Annotated in this window: 19 protein-coding genes; 9 read left to right on the forward strand and 10 right to left on the reverse strand. The window is 73.8% G+C overall.

Going from position 1 to position 21382, the window contains the following annotated elements; all coding sequences use genetic code 11:
- Position 1: 1 nt before the first annotated feature.
- The 4 genes from ABFX46_RS21585 to ABFX46_RS21600 form a co-directional block, all read right to left on the reverse strand.
- Positions 2 to 1093 (reverse strand): lytic polysaccharide monooxygenase auxiliary activity family 9 protein, encoded by a 1092-nt coding sequence (locus ABFX46_RS21585; protein ID WP_346044592.1) that lies wholly within the window; start codon positions 1091 to 1093, stop codon positions 2 to 4.
- 178 nt (positions 1094 to 1271) lie between these two features.
- Positions 1272 to 2099, reverse strand: coding sequence for a carbohydrate ABC transporter permease (locus tag ABFX46_RS21590; RefSeq protein ID WP_346044593.1), 828 nt, complete (start codon positions 2097 to 2099; stop codon positions 1272 to 1274).
- On the reverse strand, positions 2096 to 3088 hold the full coding sequence (locus ABFX46_RS21595; protein ID WP_346044595.1) for a carbohydrate ABC transporter permease: 993 nt from the start codon (positions 3086 to 3088) through the stop codon (positions 2096 to 2098). Before ABFX46_RS21595 ends, ABFX46_RS21590 begins: the two co-directional genes overlap by 4 nt.
- Positions 3085 to 4377, reverse strand: a complete 1293-nt coding sequence (locus ABFX46_RS21600; protein ID WP_346044597.1) for an extracellular solute-binding protein — start codon at positions 4375 to 4377, stop codon at positions 3085 to 3087. Before ABFX46_RS21600 ends, ABFX46_RS21595 begins: the two co-directional genes overlap by 4 nt.
- 272 nt (positions 4378 to 4649) lie before the next feature.
- On the opposite strand from ABFX46_RS21600, the gene ABFX46_RS21605 reads away from it, so the two are divergent.
- From ABFX46_RS21605 to ABFX46_RS21615, 3 genes are read left to right on the forward strand one after another with little or no spacing between them, the layout of a single operon-like run.
- Positions 4650 to 5681, forward strand: coding sequence for a LacI family DNA-binding transcriptional regulator (locus ABFX46_RS21605; protein ID WP_067637490.1), 1032 nt, complete (start codon positions 4650 to 4652; stop codon positions 5679 to 5681).
- Positions 5678 to 8011, forward strand: a complete 2334-nt coding sequence (locus ABFX46_RS21610; protein WP_346044599.1) for a beta-glucosidase family protein — start codon at positions 5678 to 5680, stop codon at positions 8009 to 8011. Before ABFX46_RS21605 ends, ABFX46_RS21610 begins: the two co-directional genes overlap by 4 nt.
- Complete coding sequence (locus tag ABFX46_RS21615; RefSeq protein WP_346044600.1) at positions 8008 to 9558, forward strand: glycoside hydrolase family 43 protein; 1551 nt, start codon at positions 8008 to 8010, stop codon at positions 9556 to 9558. Before ABFX46_RS21610 ends, ABFX46_RS21615 begins: the two co-directional genes overlap by 4 nt.
- A 63-nt stretch (positions 9559 to 9621) precedes the next feature.
- On the opposite strand, the gene ABFX46_RS21620 is transcribed toward ABFX46_RS21615, so the two are convergent.
- Entirely contained in the window at positions 9622 to 10827 is a 1206-nt protein-coding gene (locus ABFX46_RS21620; RefSeq protein WP_346044602.1) for an ROK family protein, read from the reverse strand.
- A gap of 89 nt (positions 10828 to 10916) precedes the next feature.
- Here ABFX46_RS21620 and xylB point away from each other — a divergent pair, with 89 nt between their 5' ends.
- Both xylB and xylA read left to right on the forward strand, forming a co-directional pair.
- Complete coding sequence (gene xylB, locus ABFX46_RS21625) at positions 10917 to 12299, forward strand: xylulokinase (RefSeq protein ID WP_346044603.1); 1383 nt, start codon at positions 10917 to 10919, stop codon at positions 12297 to 12299.
- A gap of 11 nt (positions 12300 to 12310) precedes the next feature.
- Positions 12311 to 13471 (forward strand): xylose isomerase, encoded by a 1161-nt coding sequence (gene xylA, locus ABFX46_RS21630; RefSeq protein ID WP_346044605.1) that lies wholly within the window; start codon positions 12311 to 12313, stop codon positions 13469 to 13471.
- A 26-nt stretch (positions 13472 to 13497) separates the two neighbouring features.
- Here the strand turns inward: xylA and ABFX46_RS21635 are convergent, their stop codons facing one another.
- The gene (locus ABFX46_RS21635) at positions 13498 to 14115 is read right to left on the reverse strand and encodes a TetR/AcrR family transcriptional regulator (RefSeq protein ID WP_346044607.1); all 618 of its coding nucleotides are present in this window, start codon (positions 14113 to 14115) and stop codon (positions 13498 to 13500) included.
- 65 nt (positions 14116 to 14180) lie between these two features.
- On the opposite strand from ABFX46_RS21635, the gene ABFX46_RS21640 reads away from it, so the two are divergent.
- The gene (locus ABFX46_RS21640) at positions 14181 to 15299 is read left to right on the forward strand and encodes an FAD-dependent oxidoreductase (RefSeq protein WP_346044609.1); all 1119 of its coding nucleotides are present in this window, start codon (positions 14181 to 14183) and stop codon (positions 15297 to 15299) included.
- Here the strand turns inward: ABFX46_RS21640 and ABFX46_RS21645 are convergent, their stop codons facing one another.
- The 4 genes from ABFX46_RS21645 to ABFX46_RS21660 are packed head-to-tail and all read right to left on the reverse strand — an operon-like array spanning position 15300 to position 18755.
- Positions 15300 to 16493 (reverse strand): ABC transporter permease, encoded by a 1194-nt coding sequence (locus ABFX46_RS21645; RefSeq protein WP_346044610.1) that lies wholly within the window; start codon positions 16491 to 16493, stop codon positions 15300 to 15302.
- The gene (locus tag ABFX46_RS21650) at positions 16490 to 17179 is read right to left on the reverse strand and encodes an ABC transporter ATP-binding protein (RefSeq protein ID WP_346044612.1); all 690 of its coding nucleotides are present in this window, start codon (positions 17177 to 17179) and stop codon (positions 16490 to 16492) included. The genes ABFX46_RS21645 and ABFX46_RS21650 overlap by 4 nt, the downstream gene beginning before the upstream one ends.
- Complete coding sequence (locus tag ABFX46_RS21655) at positions 17176 to 18219, reverse strand: peptidoglycan-binding protein (protein ID WP_346044614.1); 1044 nt, start codon at positions 18217 to 18219, stop codon at positions 17176 to 17178. The genes ABFX46_RS21650 and ABFX46_RS21655 overlap by 4 nt, the downstream gene beginning before the upstream one ends.
- Positions 18219 to 18755, reverse strand: a complete 537-nt coding sequence (locus ABFX46_RS21660) for a hypothetical protein (protein WP_346044616.1) — start codon at positions 18753 to 18755, stop codon at positions 18219 to 18221. Before ABFX46_RS21660 ends, ABFX46_RS21655 begins: the two co-directional genes overlap by 1 nt.
- A 168-nt stretch (positions 18756 to 18923) precedes the next feature.
- Between ABFX46_RS21660 and ABFX46_RS21665 the strand changes: the two genes are divergently transcribed.
- Genes ABFX46_RS21665 through ABFX46_RS21675 form a run of 3 tightly spaced genes read left to right on the forward strand, consistent with a single transcriptional unit; the run spans position 18924 to position 21366 of the window.
- Positions 18924 to 19580 carry a response regulator transcription factor gene (locus ABFX46_RS21665; protein ID WP_346044618.1) on the forward strand — a complete coding sequence of 219 codons (657 nt, stop codon included), beginning with the start codon at positions 18924 to 18926 and terminating at the stop codon, positions 19578 to 19580.
- Complete coding sequence (locus tag ABFX46_RS21670) at positions 19577 to 20860, forward strand: sensor histidine kinase (protein WP_346044620.1); 1284 nt, start codon at positions 19577 to 19579, stop codon at positions 20858 to 20860. The genes ABFX46_RS21665 and ABFX46_RS21670 overlap by 4 nt, the downstream gene beginning before the upstream one ends.
- Positions 20857 to 21366, forward strand: a complete 510-nt coding sequence (locus ABFX46_RS21675) for a mycothiol transferase (protein WP_346044621.1) — start codon at positions 20857 to 20859, stop codon at positions 21364 to 21366. The genes ABFX46_RS21670 and ABFX46_RS21675 overlap by 4 nt, the downstream gene beginning before the upstream one ends.
- Positions 21367 to 21382: the final 16 nt, after the last annotated feature.

Consider the following 21382-nt stretch of genomic DNA (forward strand, 5'->3'; position numbering starts at 1 on the left):
GTCAGGAGGTCATGCAGTGCGGTTCCAGGGTCGTCGGTGAACTCGGAGCGTTCGCGGTGAACCCGAACGTGGCCGAGGCGCCGACGGCGAGCGAGCCGTTCCAGGCCGCGTTCTTCACCGTGACATCCGGGCCGGACTGCGTGTAGGTGCCGTTCCACAGGCTGCCGACCGTCTCGCCGTTGGCGAAGGTGAAGTGGGCCATCCAGCCGTTGAGCGGCAGCGTGCCGGTGTTGGTGACCTTGACCTCGCCCTGGTAGCCGCCGCCCCAGCTGTTGACGGAGTGGTACTCGGCGGTGCAGACCATGCCCGGCGTGCCGGGCGGGTCGGTCGGATCGGTGGGCGGGTCGGTCGGGTCCCCGTCGCCCTCGCCCACGCCCGTCACCTCGCCGTTGCCGCCGTCGAACACGACGTCGGAGCAGCCGTAGAACGTCTCGTTGCTGTCCGAGCGCTGCCACACGGTGTAGATGAGGTGGCGGCCGCTCTTGCCGGACGGCAGCGTGGCGTTCCAGTGGTAGTAGGCGTCCTCGTTGCCGGGCGACCCGACGCTGGGCGGGTCGGTGACGCTGTAGAACGGTTCGCTCTCCAGGTCGTCCCAGCTGAGCGGGCGGGTGGGGCTCCAGGTGTCCTTGGTGATGTAGGTGCGAAACGTTCCCGGATGCGCCGCCCACTTGTTGTACCTGAACTCGATGTTCGCGCCGGACGTCAGGTGCGTGACCGGCCAGTCGTCGCGGGCCAGGTCGTAGCCGCTGAAGTCGTACACGACCGCGCCGCCGCTGCACAGCTGCCCGTCGGGGATGAAGCCGCGGGTGCGGCCGGCGCCGTCGGAGCGGAGCACGGCGAACCAGTTGTAGAGCGACGTGGTGCCGCTCTTCGCGATGGCCGCCGCGCAGGCCGGGTTGTGCGGGACGAGCTGCCCGCTCGCGGTCAGCGCGTCCTCCCAGCACAGGTAGGTGCGGCTGCCCGGCACCATCATCGCGCCGTGCGCGGACGCCGGCGCCGCCGTCAGCAGGGCGCCGGCCAGCATGGCGGGGCCGAGTACCGCCCCCGCCGCGAGCGCCCTTCGTCTTCGCTTGCCCATCGTCCTCCCGTCCACGGGGTGAGGAGAGTCCTGTCCAACCGGAAGCTAGCTCCGGATCACCGGACCCCGGAACGGTCCTTTCAGCCTTTCATCCAAGGCCGGGGAGGACAGGACCATACGGCCCGGACGTCGTCGTCCGGGCCGTCCCGCGGCGGGCGCTCGGGCCCTGCTCGGGCCCTGCTCGGGCCTTCGTTCAGCCCTTCGTGGCGCCGGCGGTGAGCCCTCCGATCAGCTGGCGCTCGGCGACGGCGTAGAACGCCAGCGCCGGGACCATCGCCAGCACGATGTAGGCGATGACGAGCGCGTAGTTCGTCGAGTACTGCCCCTGGAACTGCTGGATGCCGACGGGGATCGTCTGCCACTTCGGGTCGGCGAGCACCAGCAGCGGCAGGAAGAAGTTGTTCCAGCTCGTCACGATGGCGAGGACCGACACGGTGCCGAGGGCGGGCCGCGCCATCGGCAGCAGGATGCGCCAGAAGAACCCGAACCGGCTGCAGCCGTCCATGATGGCGGCCTCCTCCAGCTCCGCGGGGATCGTCCGGAAGAACGACCGCAGGATGATGATCGTGACGGGCAGCGCGAACGCGGCCTGCGGCAGCACGATGCCGAGCGGGTTGTCCAGCAGCCCGAACGAGCGCAGCAGGACGAACAGCGGCAGCACCGCCACCGCCGGCGGGAACATCAGCCCCATCGCGAACAGCGTGAAGAAGAACTCCCGCCCCCGGAACGCGTACCGGGCGAACGCGAACGCCGCCAGCGCCGCCACCGCGACGGTGATCAGGGTGGTGGCGACCGCGATGAGCACGCTGTTGCCGATCTGCCGCCAGAACTCGCCGGACGACAGGATGCCGGTGTAGTTCGAGACCTTCCAGGGGTCCGGCAGCCCGAAGGGGTTGTCGGTCAGGTCACCGGTGGTCTTGAACCCGGAGACCACCGCGTACACCAGCGGGACGACGATGAAGGAGCCGAGCAGCCAGACCAGGGCGTGCCGGGACATGCTCCGCGCGAGGGTCGTTCTCATCGGCGTCCTCCCGCGGAGGTGACCGCGCCCTGCAGGTCGCGGCGGAGCGCGTAGCGCTGGTAGATCAGGGAGAAGATCATGCTGATCACGAACATGGCCACGCTGATCGCGCTCGCGTAGCCCATCTGGTAGCGCTTGAAGCCGAACTGGAACATGGTGACGGCCATCGTCTCGGTGGAGTGCGTCGGCCCGCCCGTCGTGGTGACCCACACGAGGTCGAAGAGCTGGATCGAGCCGATGACGGACAGGAACACGCTGATCCGCAGGGTCGGGGCGAGCAGCGGCAGCGTGACGCTGCGGAACCGCCGCCACGGGCCCGCCCCGTCGATCGAGGCGGCCTCCAGCACCTCCGACGGGATGCCCTGCAGCCCGGCGAGGTAGATCATCATGTGGAAGCCGAAGTACTTCCAGGTCATGACGGCGAACAGGGTGGGCAGCGCCGTGTCGGGGTCGGCGAACCACCTGCCGGCGAGGTCGCCGAGCAGGGGCAGGTCGCCGACGAGCTTGTCGGCGAGGCCGTCGCCCGGCAGGAAGATGATGCCGAACAGGACGCCGGCGATGACCTCGGACAGGATGTAGGGCGCGAAGAAGATCGCCCGGTACACCGCCCGGCCGCGCATCTTCTGGTTCAGCAGCACGGCGGTGCCGAGCGCGATCGGCAGCTGCACGGCGATCGAGAACACGACCAGCAGCAGGCCGCGCCACAGGTCGCCGCGGAAGACCGGGTCGTCGGCGAGCTTGCGGTAGTTGCCGAGGCCGGCGAAGTCGTCGGGCGGGCCGAAGCCGCCCCACTGGAAGAAGCTCGTGTAGAACGCGACGAAGATCGGGATCAGGACGAAGAAGAAGAACAGCAGCAGGGCCGGCAGCAGGAACCAGGTGGTGGACGCCCAGCCGCGCACCCGCGCCCCCAACGACGCCTTGGGGCCCCGCTTGCGCGGGGCCCGGGAGGCGTGCCGCGGCCGATTCTCGGTCGTGGCGGACAGTGTCATTGGCTCTTGGCCGCCTTGGTGACCGACTCGGTGACCTGCTGGGGCGTCTTCTTGCCGCCGATCAGCGCCGCGACGCTGTCATTGACCTCCTGCCCGACGGCCGGCGGGAACGCCTGGTCGAGGTAGAGCTGGAACCCGGTGGAGCTGTTCAGCGCGTCGGCGACCAGCCTGCGGTTCTTGTCGAGCTCGCTCTCGGCGCCCTTGACGACCGGCATGAACGCGCCGGAGGAGACGAGCTTGCGCTCGTTCTCGTTGTTCATGAGGAAGGCCAGGAAGTCGATGGCCTCCTTGGGGGCGTCCTTGCTGAGCGCGTGCCCGTTGCCGCCGCCGAACACCTCGGTCGCCGCGCCCTGGCCGCCCTCCACGGTCGGGAAGGGGAACCAGCCGAGGTCGTCGCCGAGGTCCTTGCCGGAGGCGTCCTTCTCGACCGCGGGCGCCCACTGCCCCATCAGCTCCATGGCGGCCTTGCCGCCGCCCATGGTCGCGGCCTGCCCGCCGGGCGCGTCGTAGCCGGCGTTCTGGAAGCCCTTCTGGAAGGGCTGCAGGTCGACGAGCTCCTTGAGCTTCTGGCCGGCGGAGACGAAGGCGGTGCCGCTGAAGTCGTTGTTCTGCTGGGCCTGCTGCAGCGCGGACAGCCCGCCGATGCGCATCGCGAGGTAGGCCCAGTAGTACATCTCGGGCCACTTGTCCTTGCCCGCGATCGCGATGGGGGTGATCCCCGCGGTCTTCAGCTTGCGGACGGCGTCCAGGTACTCCGTCCAGGTCTTCGGGGTGTCCTTGACGCCGGCCTTCTTGAAGAGCGCCTTGTTGTACCAGAAGCCCACGCCGCCCATGTCGTAGGGGATCGCGTAGGTCTTCCCGTCGAACTGGTACGGCTTCTGCGACACCGGCGTCATCGTGTTCAGGATGGCGGAGCCGTCGGAGGTGACGTCCTTGACCAGGCCGGCGTCGATCTGCTGCTTGAGCACGCCCCCGCCCCAGGTCACGAAGATGTCCGGCAGCTTGCCGGAGGCGGTGAGCGCCGTCATCTTCGACTTGAACGCCTCGTTCTCCAGGTTGGTGAGCTTGATCTTGACGTCGGGGTGCGCGGCCTCGTACGCCTTGGCGATCTGCGGGTAGAGCGTCTTGGACGGCTCGGTGGTCGCGATGTCCATCCACTCGATGGTGACCTTGCCGCCCCCGGAGTCGCCGTCGCCGCACGCGGCGAGGAGGGGTGCGGCGGTGACCACCACGGCGCCTGCGGAGACTGCGGTCAGGAACGAACGGCGCGACAGGTGCGGAATGCCCATGATGGCCTCCTGGATCGGGGGGTGGGCTTGGCCTGGGAGGGACGGGGCGGGAAGCGCCCCGCTTCGAAATCTTTTCGAAAGTCTTCGAGCTTGCCGTTGCCGTGGAACTCTAAGAAAGGGCCACCCCACGGTCAAGACCTCGGGCCCTGTTGACCTAAATGAAATGTTGAGAAGTCCGACACGGGGGCTAGGAGCGAGCGAAACATTGCGATACTGTTCGCAATCGTTTCCTCGGGGAGGAGTGAAGCGTGCCCGTGCGCACCACCGACGAGATGCCGGACCCGCCGTCCCGGCCCACTCTGGCGCTGATCGCCTCGAAGGCGGGGGTCTCCCCCGCCACGGTCTCCAAGGTCCTGAACGGCCGGACCGACGTCGCCGCCGCGACCCGCGAGCGGGTGGAGGCGCTGCTGCGCACCCACAACTACCCGGGTCCGGGCGGCTCCCGCCGGGCCCGCAGGTCGGGCCTGATCGACCTCGTCCTCGCCGGCCTCGACAGCCCCTGGGCGGTCGAGATCATGCGCGGCGTGGAGGGCGAGTGCGCCGAGCACGGCACCGGCGTCGTCGTCTCGCTGGTCCGCGAGGACGACGCCCGGCCGCCGAGCTGGCAGAACCTGCCCGCGCTGCACCACAGCGACGGGGTCATCCTGGTCACGTCCCGGATGACCCGCCGCCAGCGCGAGCAGCTGGAGCGGGCGGGCGTCGCGCTCGTGCTGGTCGACCCGGTGAACCTGCCGGACACCGAGATCGCCAGCGTCGGCGCCACCAACTGGGCCGGCGGCCTCGCCGCCACCGAGCACCTGATCGAGCTCGGCCACCGCCGCATCGCGATGGTCGGCGGCCCGGCCGACATGCTCTGCACCCAGGCCCGCGTGGACGGCTACCGGACGGCGCTGGAGCGCGCCGGGATCGAGGTCGACAAGGACCTCGTCCGCTACGGCGACTTCCACCACCGCGGCGGCTTCGCCCGCACCCGCGAGCTGCTGGAGCTCCCCGAGCCGCCGACCGCGATCTTCGCGGGCAGCGACGAGCAGGCCATGGGCGCCTACCAGGCGGCCCGGCTCGCCGGCCTGCGCATCCCCGAGGACCTCAGCGTCGTCGGCTTCGACGACCTGCCCACCTGCGAGTGGCTCTCGCCACCGCTGACGACCGTCCGGCAGCCGCTGGAGGAGATGGGCCGCGTCGCGGCCCGCACCCTGCTGCAGCTGCTGGACGGCCGCCCCCCGCTGACCCCGCGCGTGGAGCTGGCCACCGACCTGCGTGTCCGCGCCTCCACCGCCCCGCCGCCCCCCTCGGAGGAACGATGACCGAAGCCGTCCCGGCCGCGAGCGCGACCCGCGAGCCCTGGCAGGACCCCGGGTCGCCGGTCGCCGAGCGGGTCGCCGACCTGCTGGCCCGGATGACGCCGGAGGAGAAGGCGGGGCAGCTCGCCGGCTTCTGGGCGATGCCCGCCGAGCCGGGCGAGCCGGTGGCCCCGATGGAGGACGACTCGAACGAGACCGCGCCGTCCCTGGACGAGGTCGTCGACCGCGGCCTCGGCCAGCTCACCCGCGTGTTCGGGACCTCGCCCGTCCCGGCCGCCGAGGGCGCCGCCCGGCTGCGCGAGCTGCAGCGCCTGGTCGCCGCCGGCAACCGGTTCGGCATCCCGGCGATCGCGCACGAGGAGTGCCTCAACGGCTTCATGACGTGGGGCGCCACCGTGTTCCCCAGCCCGCCCGCGTGGGGCGCGTCGTTCGACGCCGGCCTCGTCGGCGAGATGGCCGCCGCGATCGGGTCCAGCATGCGGGCGGCCGGCGTCCACCAGGGCCTCGCGCCGGTGCTGGACGTCGTCCGCGACGCCCGCTGGGGCCGGACGGAGGAGTGCATCGGCGAGGACCCGTACCTCGTCGGCGTCCTCGGCACGGCCTACGTGAAGGCCATGGAGCGGTCCGGCATCGTCACGACGCTGAAGCACTTCGCCGGCTACTCCGCCTCCCGCGCGGGCCGGAACATGGCGCCGGCCCCGATGGGGCCGCGCGAGTTCGCCGACATCGTCCTCGAACCGTTCGTCATGGCGCTGCGCGACGGCGGCGCCCGCTCGGTCATGCACTCCTACACCGACGTGGACGGCATGCCCGCCGCCGCCGACGAGCGGCTGCTGACCGGGCTGCTGCGCGACGAGCTGGGGTTCACCGGGCTCGTCGTCGCCGACTACTTCGGCATCTCGTTCCTGGAGACCCGGCACCGGGTGGCCGGGTCGCGGGGCGAGGCCGGCGCCCTCGCGCTGCGCGCCGGGATCGACGTGGAGCTGCCGACCGTCCGCTGCTACGGCGAGCCGCTGCTGGAGCTGGTCCGCTCGGGCGCGGTCCCGGAGGAGCTGCTGGACCGGGCCGCCGGCCGGGTGCTGGCGATGAAGGCCGAGCTCGGCCTCCTGGACGGCCCGCCCCGGCGGGAGGACGCGGACGGGGACGGCGCGGCGCTGGACTTCGACCCGCCCGCGCACCGGGCGCTCGCGCGGCGGCTGGCCGAGGAGTCGGTCGTGCTGCTGTCCAACGACGGCGTGCTGCCGCTGCGCTCCGGAGACGGGGTCGTGGTGACGGGGCCGCTCGCGGAGGACCCGTTCGGGATGATGGGCTGCTACACGTTCCCGAGCCACGTCGGCCGCCAGCATCCCGAGCTGCCGCTCGGCGTCGACATCCCCGCCGTCGCGGACGCGCTGCGCGACGAGCTGCCCGGCGTCCGGGTGGCGGGCTCCAAGGACGTGCTCGTCGCCGACGACGCCGACATCGAGGCCGCCGTCGCCGCGGCCCGGGACGCGCAGGTGTGCGTGCTCGTGCTCGGCGACCGGGCCGGGCTGTTCGGCCGCGGCACCTCCGGCGAGGGCTGCGACGTCGAGACGCTCGCGCTGCCCGGACGGCAGGCGGAGCTGGCCCACGCCGTCCTGGACACCGGCACGCCGACGGTCATCGTGATGCTCACCGGACGGCCGTACGCGATCGAGGGCATCGCCGACCGGGCCGCCGCCGTGGTGCAGGCGTTCTTCCCCGGGGAGGAGGGCGGGCGCGCGGTCGCGGGCGTCCTCGCCGGGCGGGTCGACCCGTCCGGGCGGATGCCGATCAGTGTGCCGCGCCGCGCGTCCGGCCCGCCGGTCACCTACCTGCGGGCGCCGATGGACGGCGGGCACGACTGGAGCACGGTCGACCCCGTCCCCCTCTACCCGTTCGGCCACGGCCTGACCTGGACGACGTTCGAGTACGGGGACCTGGAGGTCGGCGAGCGCGCCGCCACCGACGGGACGGTCACGGTCAGCGCGGTCGTCCGCAACACCGGCGACCGGGCGGGCACCGAGGTCGCGCAGCTGTACCTGTCGGACCCGGTCGCGTCCGTGGTGCGTCCGGCGCGCTGGCTCGCCGGGTGGGCCCGGGTCCGGCTGGAGCCGGGCGCGGCGGCCCGCGTCGCGTTCGAGGTGCACGCCGACCGGACCTCCTTCACCGGGCCGGACCTGCGCCGCATCGTCGAGCCCGGCGTGGTGGAGGTCGCGGTCGGGCGGTCGAGCGCCGACCTGCCGCTGGCGGGGTCCTTCACGCTGGAGGGCCCGGTCCGGGAGCTCGGCACCGACCGCGTCCTCACCGTGCCGGTGGAGGTGACGCCGCTTTGACCCTGCCCGGCGACCCCCCGTCCGGCGTGTTCGGCAACCCCGTCCTGCCGGGCTTCCACCCCGATCCGTCGATCTGCCGCGCCGGCGACGACTACTACCTGATGACGTCGACGTTCGAGTGGTTCCCCGGCCTGCCGGTGTTCCACAGCCGCGACCTGGTGCACTGGCGGCGGATCGGGCACGCGCTCGACCGGCCGGAGCAGCTCCCGCTGGACGGCGTCCCGGCGTCCGGCGGCCTGTACGCCCCGACGCTGCGCCACCACGGCGGCACCTTCTACCTCGTCTGCACGCTCGTGGACGGGGCCGAGTGGTCCGGCCACTTCGTGATGACCGCGTCCGATCCGGCCGGCCCGTGGTCGGACGCGCACCGGCTGGACGGCGAGGGCATCGACCCGTCCCTGTTCTTCGACGACGACGGCCGCGCCTGGTGCACCGGCACCCGGCCGACCGGCCGGTACGAGGGGCACACCGAGATCTGGCTGCGCGAGTTCGACCCGGCGGCGCTCGCGCTGACCGGCGAGGAGCACGTGATCTGGGACGGCGCCCTCAAGGGCGCGATCTGGTCGGAGGGCTCCCACCTCTACAAGGCCGGCGGGCGGTACTACCTGCTCACCGCCGAGGGCGGCACCGCCCTCGACCACGCCGTGATGGTCGCGCGCGCCGACGCGGTGACCGGCCCGTACGAGGGGAACCCCCGCAACCCGATCCTGACCAACCGCAACCTGGGCGCGGGCCATCCCATCGTGGGCGCCGGGCACGCCGACCTGGTGGAGACGCCGGGCGGCGAATGGTGGACGGTCCTGCTCGCGATGCGCCCGCACCACGGCGACCGGTGCGCCCTCGGCCGGGAGACGTTCCTGGCGCCGGTCGGCTGGGAGGACGGGTGGCCGGTCACCGGCGGCCGGCTCGAGGCGAGCCACCCGGTGCCCGCGCTCCCGCCGCACCCGTGGCCGGCGGCCCCGGTCTGCGACCAGTTCGACGGGCCCGAGCTGGACCCGGCCTGGAACATGCTGCGGACGCCGCGGGAACGGTGGTGGAGCCTGGCCGAGCGCCCTGGCCACCTGCGGCTGCGCGTCCGCCCGGAGAGCCTCGCCGACCCCGCCAACCCGTCGTTCGTCGGGCGGCGCCAGCAGCACCACGACTTCGCCGCCTTCACCGCGCTGGACTTCTCTCCCGCCGACGACGAGTCGGCGGGGCTCGCGCTCGTCCAGAACGGCGACTTCCACGTCCTGCTGGTGTCGACGAGCATGGGGCTGCGCCTCATCAAGCGCGAGCAGGGCATCGAAACGGTCCTGGCGCGGGGGCCAGCCGTTCCCGGGCGGGTCGGGCTCGGTTTCGAGGCGCACGGCCGCTGGTACCAGGCGACCTTCAGCGTGGAGCCCGGCACCTGGACGCCGCTCGGCGGTCCCGTGGACGGCGACATCCTCACCAGCCAGGTCGCGGGCGGCTTCACCGGCACGTATGTCGGCCTCTACGCGACGTCCGGCGGCCGGGCGAGCACGAACCACGCCGACTTCGCCTGGTTCGAGTACACCCCGCTCCGTTGACCTGCGGCGTGTTGTTGTTATGAGGCGCCTCATAACAACAACACGCCGCAGGTGAACGGTCGTTCACAGGAGGAGGGCGGGGTCGGCTATCACCCGCTCGACCACCAGGCCGGCGGCGCCGAGGACGGCGGCGCCCTCGGCGAGGCCGGAGACCTCGACCGGCGGAACGCCGCGCCGCAGCGCGCCGGAGCCGTTCGCGAGGACGGCCTCCAGCGGCGGGCGGATCCAGGCGGCGAGCGGGGAGAAGACGCCGCCGAGCACGATGGTGTCGGGGTCGATCAGGTTGACGACCGAGGCGAGCGCGCCGCCGAGCGCCCGGCCGGCGCGGGTCACCGCGTCCAATGCGGCCGCGTCGCCGGCGGTGAGCCGCTCCACGAGCCGGCCGACCGAGCCCTCCGGCCCGCCGGCCGGCCGTGTCGCGGGCAGCCCGGCCGCGCGCAGGACCGCCTCCTGCCCGGCGATCTGCTCCAGGCAGCCGCGCCCGCCGCACGAGCAGGGCGGCCCGGCCGGGTCGGCGACGAGATGCCCGAGCTCGCCGGCGAAGCCGTGCGCGCCGCGGAACACCCGCCCGTCCACGACGATGCCGGCGCCGATCCCGATCTCGCCGGACACGTGCACGAAGTCGCCGAAGCGGGCGCCGCCGCCGAACCACAGCTCGCCGAGCGCGGCGAGGTTGGCCTCGTTGTCGTACTCGGCCGGCAGCGCGGTCGCGAGGCCGGGCGCGCCGGTGACGGGGACGTCGGTCCAGCCGAGGTTCGGGGCATGCCGCACCACCCCGTTCTCGCGGTCGAGCAGGCCGGGCAGCGCGACCGCCGCGCCGGCGACGGTGAGGCCCTGCGCGGCGGCGGCCGCGACCGCCTCGGCGGCGAGCGCGGACAGCGCGGCGAGGACGGCGCCGGGCTCGCGGCCGCGGTTGCCGGAGCTGATCACGTGCCGGTAGCGGACCTGCTTGGCGAGGTCGAGGACGCAGGCGGCCAGGTAGTCCACGTTCACCTCCAGGCCGAGCCCGGCGGCGCCGTCCCCGTGCAGGGACACGCCGACGCCGGGGCGCCCGCGCTCCCCCTCGTGGACGGGCGCGCCGTCCCGGACCAGCCCGGCGCCCTCCAGCAGGGCGACGAGGTTGGACACGGTGGTCTTGGTGAAGCCGGTCAGCTCCGCGAGCCGCGCCCTGGTCACGGGCTGGTGGAGGGCCACGTGCTCCAGGACGACGGCGAGGTTCCGCTCGCGCATCGTCGTGTGCCGGACGGGGGCGTTCGCGGACTTCGTCATGGATCAACCCTAAATGAAACGCGACTATAGGCAGGGTGGCGGCCCTCTGCTACGTTAATTAGTCCAAGCTCTTTACGAAAGGGGGCGGGATGGCCGAGAGCCTGGTCGCGGGCGTCGACTCCTCGACGCAGTCGACGAAGGTCGTCCTGTGCCGCGCGGCGGACGGCACCGTGGTCGCGGAGGCGTCCGCGCCGCATCCGGACGGCACCGAATGCCACCCCGACCACTGGTGGACGGCGCTCTCGCAGGTCCGGGAGCTGCTGGAGCGGGCCGACGCGGTCGCCGTCGCCGCCCAGCAGCACGGCATGGTCGCGCTCGACGGCGCGGGCGGGGTCGTCCGGCCCGCGCTGCTGTGGAACGACACGCGGTCGGCCCCGCAGGCCCGCGCGCTCGTCGAGGAGCTCGGCGGCGCGAAGGCGTGGGCGGAGCGGACCGGCAGCGTCCCGGTCGCCTCGTTCACCGTGACCAAGCTGCGGTGGATGGCCGAGAACGAGCCCGCCAACGCGCGCCGCACCGAGCGGGTGATGCTCCCGCACGACTGGCTGACGCTGCGGCTAGGCGCCTCCGAGCCGGTCACCGACCGGGGCGACGCGTCCGGCACCGGCTACTGGTCCCCCGCGGCCGGCGCCTACCTGCCCGACGTACTGCGCGCCGCGCTCGGCCGCGACGCCGCCGTGCCGCGCGTCGCCGCGCCCGGCGAGAAGGTCGGCGAGACCGCCTGGGGCGCGGCGCTCGGCGCCGGGACGGGCGACAACATGGGCGCCGCGCTCGGCCTCGGGCTGCGGCCCGGCGACGTGGTGGTGTCGATCGGCACGTCGGGGACGGCGTTCGCGGTCGCGGACGTTCCGGCCGCCGACGCCTCCGGCCTGGTCGCCGGGTTCGCCGACGCGACCGGCCGGTTCCTGCCGCTCGTCGCCACGCTGAACGCCGCGCGGATCCTGTCCGCCGCCGCCGCGCTGACCGGCGCCACGCTGGCGGAGCTGTCCGCGCTGGCCCTGGCCGCCGAGCCCGGCGCCGGCGGCCTGACCCTGCTGCCCTACCTGGACGGCGAGCGCACCCCCGACCGCCCGGACGCGACCGGCGTCCTCGCGGGCCTGACCACCGCGAACGCGACGCGCGAGAACGTGGCGCGGGCGGCGGTGGAGGCGCTGCTGTGCTCGCTCGCCGACGCGGTCGACCACCTCGCGGCGCAGGGCGTCCGGCCCCGCCGCACCCTGCTGATCGGCGGCGGCGCCCGCTCCGAGGCCGTCCGCGCCCTGGCCCCCGCGATCCTCGGGACGCCGGTGACCGTGCCCGCGCCCGCCGAGTACGTCGCGCTCGGCGCGGCCCGCCAGGCGGCCTGGGCGCTCGCCAGAACGCCGGAACCGCCCGCGTGGCCCGCGCCGCCGGCCACCGAACACACCAGCGACCGCACCGCGGCGGACGTCCGGGCGCGCTACGCCGCGCTGCGCGACGCCACCCCGGAGATCTGAGGAGGATTCCCATGACCGACTACGCACCGACGCCCGAGGACCGGTTCTCGTTCGGCATCTGGACCGTCGGCTGGCAGGGCGTCGACGTGTTCGGCCCCGGCACCCGCCCGCCGATGCCCGCCGACCGCGCCGTCCGCAAGCTCGCCGAGATCGGCGCCTACGGCGTGAACTTCCACGACAACGACGTGTTCGACTTCGACGCCTCGCCCGGCGAGCGGCAGGAGAAGATCAACGCGTTCCGCAAGGCCCTCGACGAGACCGGCCTCGTCGTCACCACCGCCACCACGAACCTGTTCGGCCACCCGGTCTTCAAGGACGGCGCGTTCACCGCCAACGACCGCGGCGTCCGCCGGTTCGCGCTCCGCAAGGTCATGGACAACCTCGACCTCGCCGCCGAACTCGGCGCGAAGACCTACGTGTGCTGGGGCGGCCGGGAGGGCGCCGAGTCGGGCGCCGCGAAGGACGTCCGGGCGGCGCTGGACCGCTACAAGGAGGCGTTCGACGTCCTCGGCGCCTACGTCGCCGACCAGGGCTACGACCTGCGCTTCGCGATCGAGCCGAAGCCGAACGAGCCGCGCGGCGACATCCTGCTCCCTACCATCGGCCACGCCCTCGCCTTCATCCAGACCCTGGAGCACGCCGACAGGGTCGGCCTGAACCCCGAGGTCGGGCACGAGGAGATGGCCGGGCTCAACTACGCGCACGGCCTCGCCCAGGCGCTGTGGCAGGGCAAGCTCTTCCACATCGACCTGAACGGCCAGACCGGCCCCCGCTACGACCAGGACCTCCGCTTCGGCGCCGGAAACACGCGCGGCGCGTTCTGGGTCGTCGACCTCATCGAGAACAGCGACTACAGCGGCCCGATCCACTTCGACTTCAAGCCGCCGCGCACCGAGGACGACGAGGGCGTGTGGGAGTCGGCCGCGGCCTGCATGCGCAACTGGCTGATCCTGCGCGAGAAGGTCCGCGCGTTCCGCGCCGACCCCGACGTCCAGGACGCCCTGCGCCAGGCCAAGCTCGACGAACTCGCCCAGCCCACCCTCGCCGAGGGCGAGGACTGGCGCGCCGTCCGCAGCGCCACCGCCGACGCCGACGCCCTCGGCGCCCGCCGCACCGCCTTCGAGCACCTCGACCAGCTCGCCCTGGAGCACCTCTACGGCGTCCGCTCCTGACGCCGTTCCCGCACGGAAGCCCGTCCCTAGGCGCCCGGGGGCGGGCTTCCGGCGTGTCCGGCCGGGTCCAGCGCGCCGTTCACCATGGCTCGGGTGAGGGTGCGGGCCTCATCCAGGGTGACCGTTTCCGCGGGGCGGGTCACCAGGCCGAACAGGGTTGCGCCGTAGAGGGTGATCAGCGCTCGCACCTGGGCGCGGGACGTTTCCAGCCCCAGGTCGCGGTGCATCTGGACGGTGAAGTCGAGGGTGGGCTCCTCCAGCCGGGCCAGTGCCTCGCGCAGGCGCGGGCGGCGGGTCGCCTCCAGGGTCAGTTCGTAGACGGCCAGGTAGCGGGTGCGCTGCTCGGTGGCCGAGTAGTGCAGCGACAGCGCGACCAGCTCGATGAGGGTCTCCCGGTCGACGGGGATCCCGGTTCCGCCTGTCGCGGCCGACATGTCCTGCTTGTGCAGTTCGATCACGCGGTCGGCGGCCGCCTGGAGCAGGGCGTCCCTGCTGCGGAAGTAGTTGGAGGCCGTGCCCGGCGGGAGGCCGGCCCGCTCGTCCACCGAGCGGTGGCTCAGGCCGTGGATGCCGGCCCGTCCCAGCACCTCGATCGCCGCGTCGGCGATGGCGCGGCGGCGCTCCAGGTTCTGCGGTGGGGGCACCCCGCCAGATTACCACTAGGGTGTTAGTACTAACATCGTAGTGATAACGAGCTTCGGGAGGCGTCATGCGGGTACTGGTGATCGGTGCGGGGGTCGGAGGGCTGGCCACGGCGGCGGCGCTGCTGGCGGACGGGCACGAGGTGCGCGTCGCCGAGGCGGCGGACGCGGCGCGCACCGGCGGGGCGGCGGTGACGCTGTGGAGCAACGGGACCGGCGTCCTGCGCGATCTCGGCGTGTCGCTGGACGGGGTCGGCGCCCCGATCGACGTCCTGGAGCAGTGGAGCGAGGACGGGCGGCGCCTGGTGCGCATCGACGTCGCGCGGGCCGCGCGGGTCCACGGGCACCCGCACATCTGCCTGCCGCGCCGGCGCCTGCTGGAACGGCTCGCCGACGCCCTGCCCGGCGGAGTCGTCGAGTTCGGCCGCGCCTGCACGGGCGTCGTCCAGAAGGGCGAGACCGTCCGGGCCGAGTTCGCGGACGGGTCCAGTGCCGAGGCCGATCTGCTGGTCGGGGCGGACGGGCGGCGCTCGGTGGTCCGCGACCACCTGTGGGGCCGCGACCCGGGCGAGCCGAGCGGCTGGGGCACCTGGCAGGGGCTCGGCGCCGTCCCGATCGACCTGGTGTCATCGCACACCGGGCTGATGATCGCCGGCCGCGCCGGGAGCGTCGGCCTGATGCCCGCCGGGGAGGGGCTCCTGCAGTGGTGGTTCGACATGCCCTGGTCGCCGGACGACCCGCCGCTCGCCGCGCCGCTGGCGGAGATCCGCCGGCGCTTCGGGCACTGGTGCGCACCCGTGCCGGACGTCCTCGCGGCGGTCGAGGAGACCGACGTGGAGCTCTTCCCGCACTACGGCCACCGCGTCCCGAGGACATGGGGGTCCGGGCGGATCACGCTCGCCGGCGACTCCGCGCACTCGATGCCGCCGACCCGGGCGCAGGGCGCCAACCAGGCCCTCGAGGACGCGTGGACGCTGGCGGCCGTCCTGCGCAAGGCACCGGGCGACGTGCCCGCCGCGCTGCGCGAGTACGAGCGGAGGCGCTCGCGCAAGGCGGGCATCGTCGCCCGGCACGCCGGCCGCGAGGACCTCAACCGGCTGCCCTCGTTCGTGTCCCGGCTCTTCCCCGACGGGCTGACCAGCGTCTACTACACGCGCTGGCTCAAGCAGGTCAGCGACTTCCTCTGATCACGGGGCGGCGAGGGCCTCGGTGGGGGCGAGGCGGGCCGCCCGGATGGCCGGGTAGAGGCCCGCCACACCGCCGATGAGCAGGGTGGCGACGATCCCGCCGGCCATCGCCCATACCGGGACGACGGTCGGCCAGCCCTGCGTCACCGCGAACACGGCGGTGACGACGATGCCGACGGCCACGCCGCCGACACCGCCGAGCGCCGCCAGGAGCTGCGACTCGGTGAGGAACTGCAGGCGGATCTGGCCGCGGGTCGCGCCGAGGGAGCGGCGCAGCCCGATCTCCGCGCGGCGCTCCAGGACGGAGATCACCATCGTGTTGGCGACACCGACGCCGCCGACCAGCAGCGCGACGCCGCCGAGGCCGAGGAGCAGGCCGGTGAACGCCTCGTCGGTGGCGTTCCGCGCGGCGAGCGCGTCGGACGGGCGGCTGACCTCCACCGCGGTCGGGGCCTGCGGGTTCGCGGTGGCGGCGAGCAGGTTCCGGACCGTCTCCACCGCGTCCTCGCGGGCGCGGGTGTAGATGGTGGTGGGGTGGCCGTCGAAGCCGAGGTGGGCGACGGCGGCGTCCCAGCCGACGAGGGCGGTGGAGTCCACCTCCGGGACCAGCTCGTTCGGTTCGAGGACGCCGACGACGGTGAACCACCGCGCGCCGAGCCACACCTGGACGTTCGGCGCCGCCACGCCGAGCCGGTCGGCCGTGTCCGACCCGAGCACCACGGCCGGGTACTTCGCCGTGCCCGCGTTGAGCCACGTGCCCGCGGCCATCCTGAGCCCGACGGTCTCCGGCAGGTCGAGGCGGGCCGCGAGGACGGCGATGCCGCCGTTCTGCCCCTCCGGGATGCGGTCGTTGCGGTAGACGTTGACGTCGTCCATCCTGCCGGTCGCCGACGCCGACTCGACGTCCGGCATCCGCGCCACCATGCCGACCGACTCGTCCGGCAGGTCGGAGTCCGCGCCGAAGAAGTCCTTGCCGGGCCCGACCGTGAGGAGGTTGGTGCCGAGCCGGTCGAGGGTGGTCTGGAGCTGCGCGCGGCTGGACGTGGAGATGCCGACCACGCCGATCATCGCGGCGATCCCGATCGCGATGCCGAGCGCGGACAGGAACACCCGCATCGGGCGGGACCGCAGCCCGGCGGCGCCGACGCGAAGCACGTCCCCCGGGCCGAGCCGGGGCGGGGCGGTCGCGGTCACCGTGCGGCCTCCATCCGTAGGTCGTCGTGGACGATCCGGCCGTCGCGCATCCGCACCTGGCGGGGCAGCAGCGCGGCGATGTCCCGGTCGTGCGTGATCAGCACGACGGTCGTGCCGCCGGCGGACAGCTCCCGCAGCAGGTCCAGGACGCCCGCGCCGGACGCCGAGTCCAGCGCGCCGGTCGGCTCGTCCGCCAGCAGCAGCGCGGGCTCGCCGACGACCGCGCGGGCGATCGCCACCCGCTGCCGCTCCCCGCCGGACAGCTGGTGCGGCCGGTGGCCGAGGCGGTGCCCGAGCCCGACCCGCTCCAGCGCGCGGCGGGCCCGGCGGCGCCGCTGCGCGAGCGGCACGCCCCCGTAGAGCAGGCCGTCCGCGACGTTGTCCAGCGCGCTGACGCCGGCCGCGAGGTGGAACTGCTGGAAGACGAACCCGATCCGGCGGGCGCGCAGCGCCGACAGCCGCCGGTCCGGCAGCCGCGACACGTCCGTGCCCTCGACCAGGACGGTCCCGGCGCTCGGCAGGTCGAGCGTGCCGAGCAGGTGCAGCATCGTCGACTTCCCGGACCCGGACGGCCCGACGATCGCGACCAGCTCGCACTCCTCGACGGCCAGCGACACCCCGTCCAGCGCCGTGACCCCGCCCGGATAGGTCTTGGTGACCTCGCGCAGCTCCACGACCGGCGTCATGAGGGCACCCCGACTCTCATGCCCTCCTTCAGGCCGGATCCCGTGATCTCGACCTCGCCTTCGGTGAACACGCCGGTCTCCACCGGGACCGTGCGGACCCGTCCGTTCTCGACGACCTGGACGGCGTAGCCGCCGTCGCCCTGGGCGAGCAGCGCGCCGATCGGCACGGCGAGGACGTCGCGGTGCCGGTTCGCGGTGAAGCTCACCTTGACGGGCGCCTTGTCGTAGGGGCCGAGCGACTTCTGCGACGGGACCGAGATCTCGACCTCGACGGTCGACGGCCTGCCTTCCCTGCCCTCCTTCGCGACCTTCCCGACCGAGGCGACCTCGCCCTTGACGGTGTCGCCGGACGGCAGCTCGACCTCCACACCGGCGCCCTTCTTGACGAGCCGCTGGTACTTCACGTCCAGCTCGACGCCCACCACGCGGGTCGTGCCGGTGCAGGTGAGGACGGGGCCGCCGATCCGGTCGCCGACGTGGGCCTTCCGCTCGGCCACCCTGATCCGGCCGGACGCGACGACGGCCGCACCCGGCTCGATCCGGCCGGTCTCGTCCACGCCGAGGTCGTCCTGCCAGCGTTTCACCGCCGCGGCGGTGGCGGCGCCGTAGGTGTCGTCCACGGTGAACCCGGTGTAGCCCAGGGCCCGCAGGTTGCGTTCGAACTGTTCGACGTCGGCTCCCTTCGTCCCCTGGGAGAGAGCCCGGTAGAGCGGCAGCCTCCCGTACAGCAGCGGCACCGGCCTGTCGTCCACCCGGTACACCGGCCGGCCCCTGGAGATCACCGTTCCGGGCCCGGCGAGCCAGGTGAGGGTGCCGTGCCCCGCGCCGGTGACGGTGCGCGTGCCGCCGTAGCCGAGCGTCCCGTCGACGTCCTGGGTCTCGACGAGGGTCGTCCGCTCGATCGGCGCCGTCGCCGGCGGCAGCGTGCTGTGCGCGGCGGCGGGGTCGCCGCCGCCGCCGAGGCCGGCGGTCGCGAGCCCGGCGCCGCCGGCCACGACCACCCCGGCCGCGCCGAGGACGATGGCGCGCGTTCTGGCCACTAGTCCTCGCCCTTCTCGCCGGACAGGCCCATCCCGCCCGGCTGGAGCTTGCCGCACGCCTTCTGCGCGGCCTTGAACTCCGCGCTCTCCGGGTCCATGCCGGTGCCGGGACCGGCTTCGAGCAGCATCGTGCCGTCGGGCTTGGGGTCGGGGAACTCGCTGACGCCGTGGTCGCGCATGCACGCGGAGAACGCGCGCATCTTGGCCAGGTCCTCCGGCTTGGGCTTGCGCGGCTTGCCGCCGTTCGGCATCAGGTGCGCGCACTTCTTCTGCGCCGCCTCGACCTCGCCGCCGTTCTTCGGGACGCCTCCCTCGCCGGGCTTGCCGGACGCGCGGATCTCGACCCTGCCGTCCTTCGGGTCCGGCATGTCCACCCCGTTCTCCCGCATGCACTGGGCGAACTCGCGCAGCTTCTGGTCGTCGCTTGCCGCCTTGGCGGTGCCGCCCGCTCCGGCGCCGCCGTCGCCCCCGCACGCCTGCAGCCCGAAAGCGAGGGCTGGGACGAGTGCCAGCACCCCGAGCGTGTGTCGTCGCATCGGTCGGTCTCCTCGATCGGTTCCGCCGGACGGTCCGCCGGCGGCGACCGCAAGTCCAGCGCCGGCCCGGTAACCCCGGCGTAACCGGATCGGGTTATGCCGGCGTTACGCCCGCTCCGCCAAGCTGGTCCCGGCGGGAACGGCGGCGCGGGACAAGGGGGCGCGGACGTGCGGGTACTGATCGCCGAGGACGAGCGGATGCTCGCCGACTCGATCGCCGAGGGGCTGCGGGCCGAGGCCCTCGCCGTGGACGTGGTCTACGACGGGGACACCGCGCTCGAGCGCCTCGGCGTCAACGACTACGACGTGCTCGTCCTGGACCGGGACCTGCCCGTCGTGCACGGCGACGACGTGTGCCGCGCGGTCGTGGAGTCCGGGGCGCTCGTCCGGGTGCTGATGCTCACCGCCGCCGTCACCGTCCCGGCGCGGGTCGACGGGCTGCGGCTCGGCGCGGACGACTACCTGACCAAGCCGTTCGCGTTCGAGGAGCTGGTGGCGCGGGTGCAGGCGCTCGCCCGGCGGGCCCGCCCGGCGGCGCCGCCGGCGCTGGAGCGCGCCGGGATCCGGCTCGACCCGGCCCGCCGGGAGGTGTACCGGGACGGCCGGTACGTGCACCTGGCGCGCAAGGAGTTCGGGCTGCTCGCCGAGCTGCTGCGCGCGGAGGGGACGATCGTGTCCGCCGAGCGGCTGCTGGAGAAGGTGTGGGACGAGCACACCGACCCGTTCACCAACACCGTCCGGGTGACGCTGATGAAGCTGCGCCGCAGGCTCGGCGATCCCCCGGTCATCGAGACCGTCCCGGGAGCGGGGTACCGGATCCCATGACGCACCTCGGCGAGCGGCTGCGGCCGACGATCCGCATGCGGCTCACGCTGCTCTACACGGGCCTGTTCCTCTGCGCCGGGATCGTCCTGCTGGGGCTGACGTACCTTCTCCTGCAGAACAACCTGCCGAGGACCGCCGACCCGGTCGACGTGAACCAGGTCTTCGCCGGCGGCCCGGCCGAGTGGTCGCTGACGCCTCCGCCCGGCGGGCCGCCCGCCGAGACCGCCGCCCGGCGGGTGGAGGGCGTCCTGACCAAGGAGCGGGAGAACTACCAGCGGGAGACGCTGAACGCGCTGCTCACCCAGGGCGGCGTCGCGCTCGGGCTGGTGGCCGCGGCCGGGCTCGGGTTCGGCTGGCTGCTCGCCGACCGGGCGCTGCGCCCCGTCCACACGATCACCGAGACGGCGCGGCGGGTGGCGCGCAGCCACGACCTCACCGAGCGCATCTCCTACGAGGGGCCGCGCGACGACGTGAAGGAGCTGGCCGACACCTTCGACACCATGCTCGGCCGGCTGGCGCGGGCGTTCGACGGGCAGCGGCGGTTCGTGGCGAACGCCTCGCACGAGCTGCGCACCCCGCTCGCCATCAACCGGACGCTCGTGGACGTGGCGGTGCGCCGCCCGGACGCCACCGACGACGTCAAGCGGCTCGGCGAGTCGCTGCTGGTGGTGAACGGCCGGCACGAGCGGCTCATCGACGGGCTCCTCACCCTCGCGGGCACCGAGGACGTCGTGGTCGACGCGGCGCCGCTCGACCTCGCGGACGTGGCGGCGCACGTCCTGGAGCAGTCCGCGCCCGAGGCGCGCGAGCACGGCGTGGGCACCGACCGGAGGCTCGGCCCGGCGCCCACCTCCGGCGACCCGGTGCTCGTGGAGCGGCTCGTGCAGAACCTCGTCGAGAACGCGATCCGGCACAACCACGACGGCGGCGAGCTGTCGCTCACCACCCGCGGCCGGGACGGATGGGCCGAGCTGGAGATCGCCAACACCGGGCCGGCCGTCCCCGGCTACGAGGTCGAGACGATCTTCGAGCCGTTCCGGCGGCTCGGCAACGACCGGATGCGCTCCGACCGCGGCTCCGGGCTCGGGCTGTCGATCGTCCGCGCGACGGCGACCGCGCACGGGGGCACGGTGACGGCGGCGCCGCGCCCCGGCGGCGGCCTCGTCGTGACCGTCCGGCTGCCCTCCCGCACCCCCGCCGGCGTACCCGCGCGCCCAGCGGCGAACGGGCCGCGCCCGGCTGAGAGATCCGGCCCGATGGGGGTAGCGTCTTCCCAATGACCAGTGCGCAATTGCTCACCGACGGGTTCGGCAGGATCCGGGAGGTCGTCCACGGCGCGGCCGGCGGGCTCGCCCCGCGGCAGCTCGCCCACCGGCCGGCCGAGGGCGCCAACTCGATCGCGTGGCTCGTCTGGCACCTCACCCGCATCCAGGACGACCACGTCGCGGACGCCGCCGGCACCGCGCAGGCGTGGACCGAGGACGGCTGGGCCGACCGGTTCGGCCTGCCGTTCGACCCCTACGACACCGGGTACGGGCACACGCCCGACGACGTCGCGGCGGTCCGGGTGGATTCGGCGGACCTGCTGACGGACTACCACGACGCCGTCCACGACCGGACGGTGACGTACGTGTCCGGGCTGACCGACCGCGACCTGGAGCGCATCGTCGACCGCGCGTGGGACCCGCCGGTCACGCTCGCCGTGCGGCTGATCAGCGTGATCTCCGACGACCTGCAGCACGCCGGCCAGGCCGCCTACGTCCGCGGCCTCCTCGAACGCGGCTGACCCGGCCGGGCGGCGG

The organism is Actinomadura chokoriensis (assembly GCF_039529475.1).
Lineage (GTDB): Bacteria > Actinomycetota > Actinomycetes > Streptosporangiales > Streptosporangiaceae > Spirillospora > Spirillospora bangladeshensis.

Excerpts from the sequence above, each read along its gene's own strand:
- ABFX46_RS21590 (WP_346044593.1), bottom strand. The coding sequence starts at position 2,099 with ATGAGAACGACCCTCGCGCGGAGCATGTCCCGGCACGCCCTGGTCTGG.
- ABFX46_RS21595 (WP_346044595.1), bottom strand. The coding sequence starts at position 3,088 with ATGACACTGTCCGCCACGACCGAGAATCGGCCGCGGCACGCCTCCCGG.
- ABFX46_RS21600 (WP_346044597.1), bottom strand. The coding sequence starts at position 4,377 with ATGGGCATTCCGCACCTGTCGCGCCGTTCGTTCCTGACCGCAGTCTCC.
- ABFX46_RS21605 (WP_067637490.1), top strand. The coding sequence starts at position 4,650 with ATGCCGGACCCGCCGTCCCGGCCCACTCTGGCGCTGATCGCCTCGAAG.
- ABFX46_RS21610 (WP_346044599.1), top strand. The coding sequence starts at position 5,678 with ATGACCGAAGCCGTCCCGGCCGCGAGCGCGACCCGCGAGCCCTGGCAG.
- ABFX46_RS21620 (WP_346044602.1), bottom strand. The coding sequence starts at position 10,827 with ATGACGAAGTCCGCGAACGCCCCCGTCCGGCACACGACGATGCGCGAG.
- xylB (WP_346044603.1), top strand. The coding sequence starts at position 10,917 with ATGGCCGAGAGCCTGGTCGCGGGCGTCGACTCCTCGACGCAGTCGACG.
- xylA (WP_346044605.1), top strand. The coding sequence starts at position 12,311 with ATGACCGACTACGCACCGACGCCCGAGGACCGGTTCTCGTTCGGCATC.
- ABFX46_RS21640 (WP_346044609.1), top strand. The coding sequence starts at position 14,181 with ATGCGGGTACTGGTGATCGGTGCGGGGGTCGGAGGGCTGGCCACGGCG.
- ABFX46_RS21650 (WP_346044612.1), bottom strand. The coding sequence starts at position 17,179 with ATGACGCCGGTCGTGGAGCTGCGCGAGGTCACCAAGACCTATCCGGGC.
- ABFX46_RS21660 (WP_346044616.1), bottom strand. The coding sequence starts at position 18,755 with ATGCGACGACACACGCTCGGGGTGCTGGCACTCGTCCCAGCCCTCGCT.
- ABFX46_RS21670 (WP_346044620.1), top strand. The coding sequence starts at position 19,577 with ATGACGCACCTCGGCGAGCGGCTGCGGCCGACGATCCGCATGCGGCTC.
- ABFX46_RS21675 (WP_346044621.1), top strand. The coding sequence starts at position 20,857 with ATGACCAGTGCGCAATTGCTCACCGACGGGTTCGGCAGGATCCGGGAG.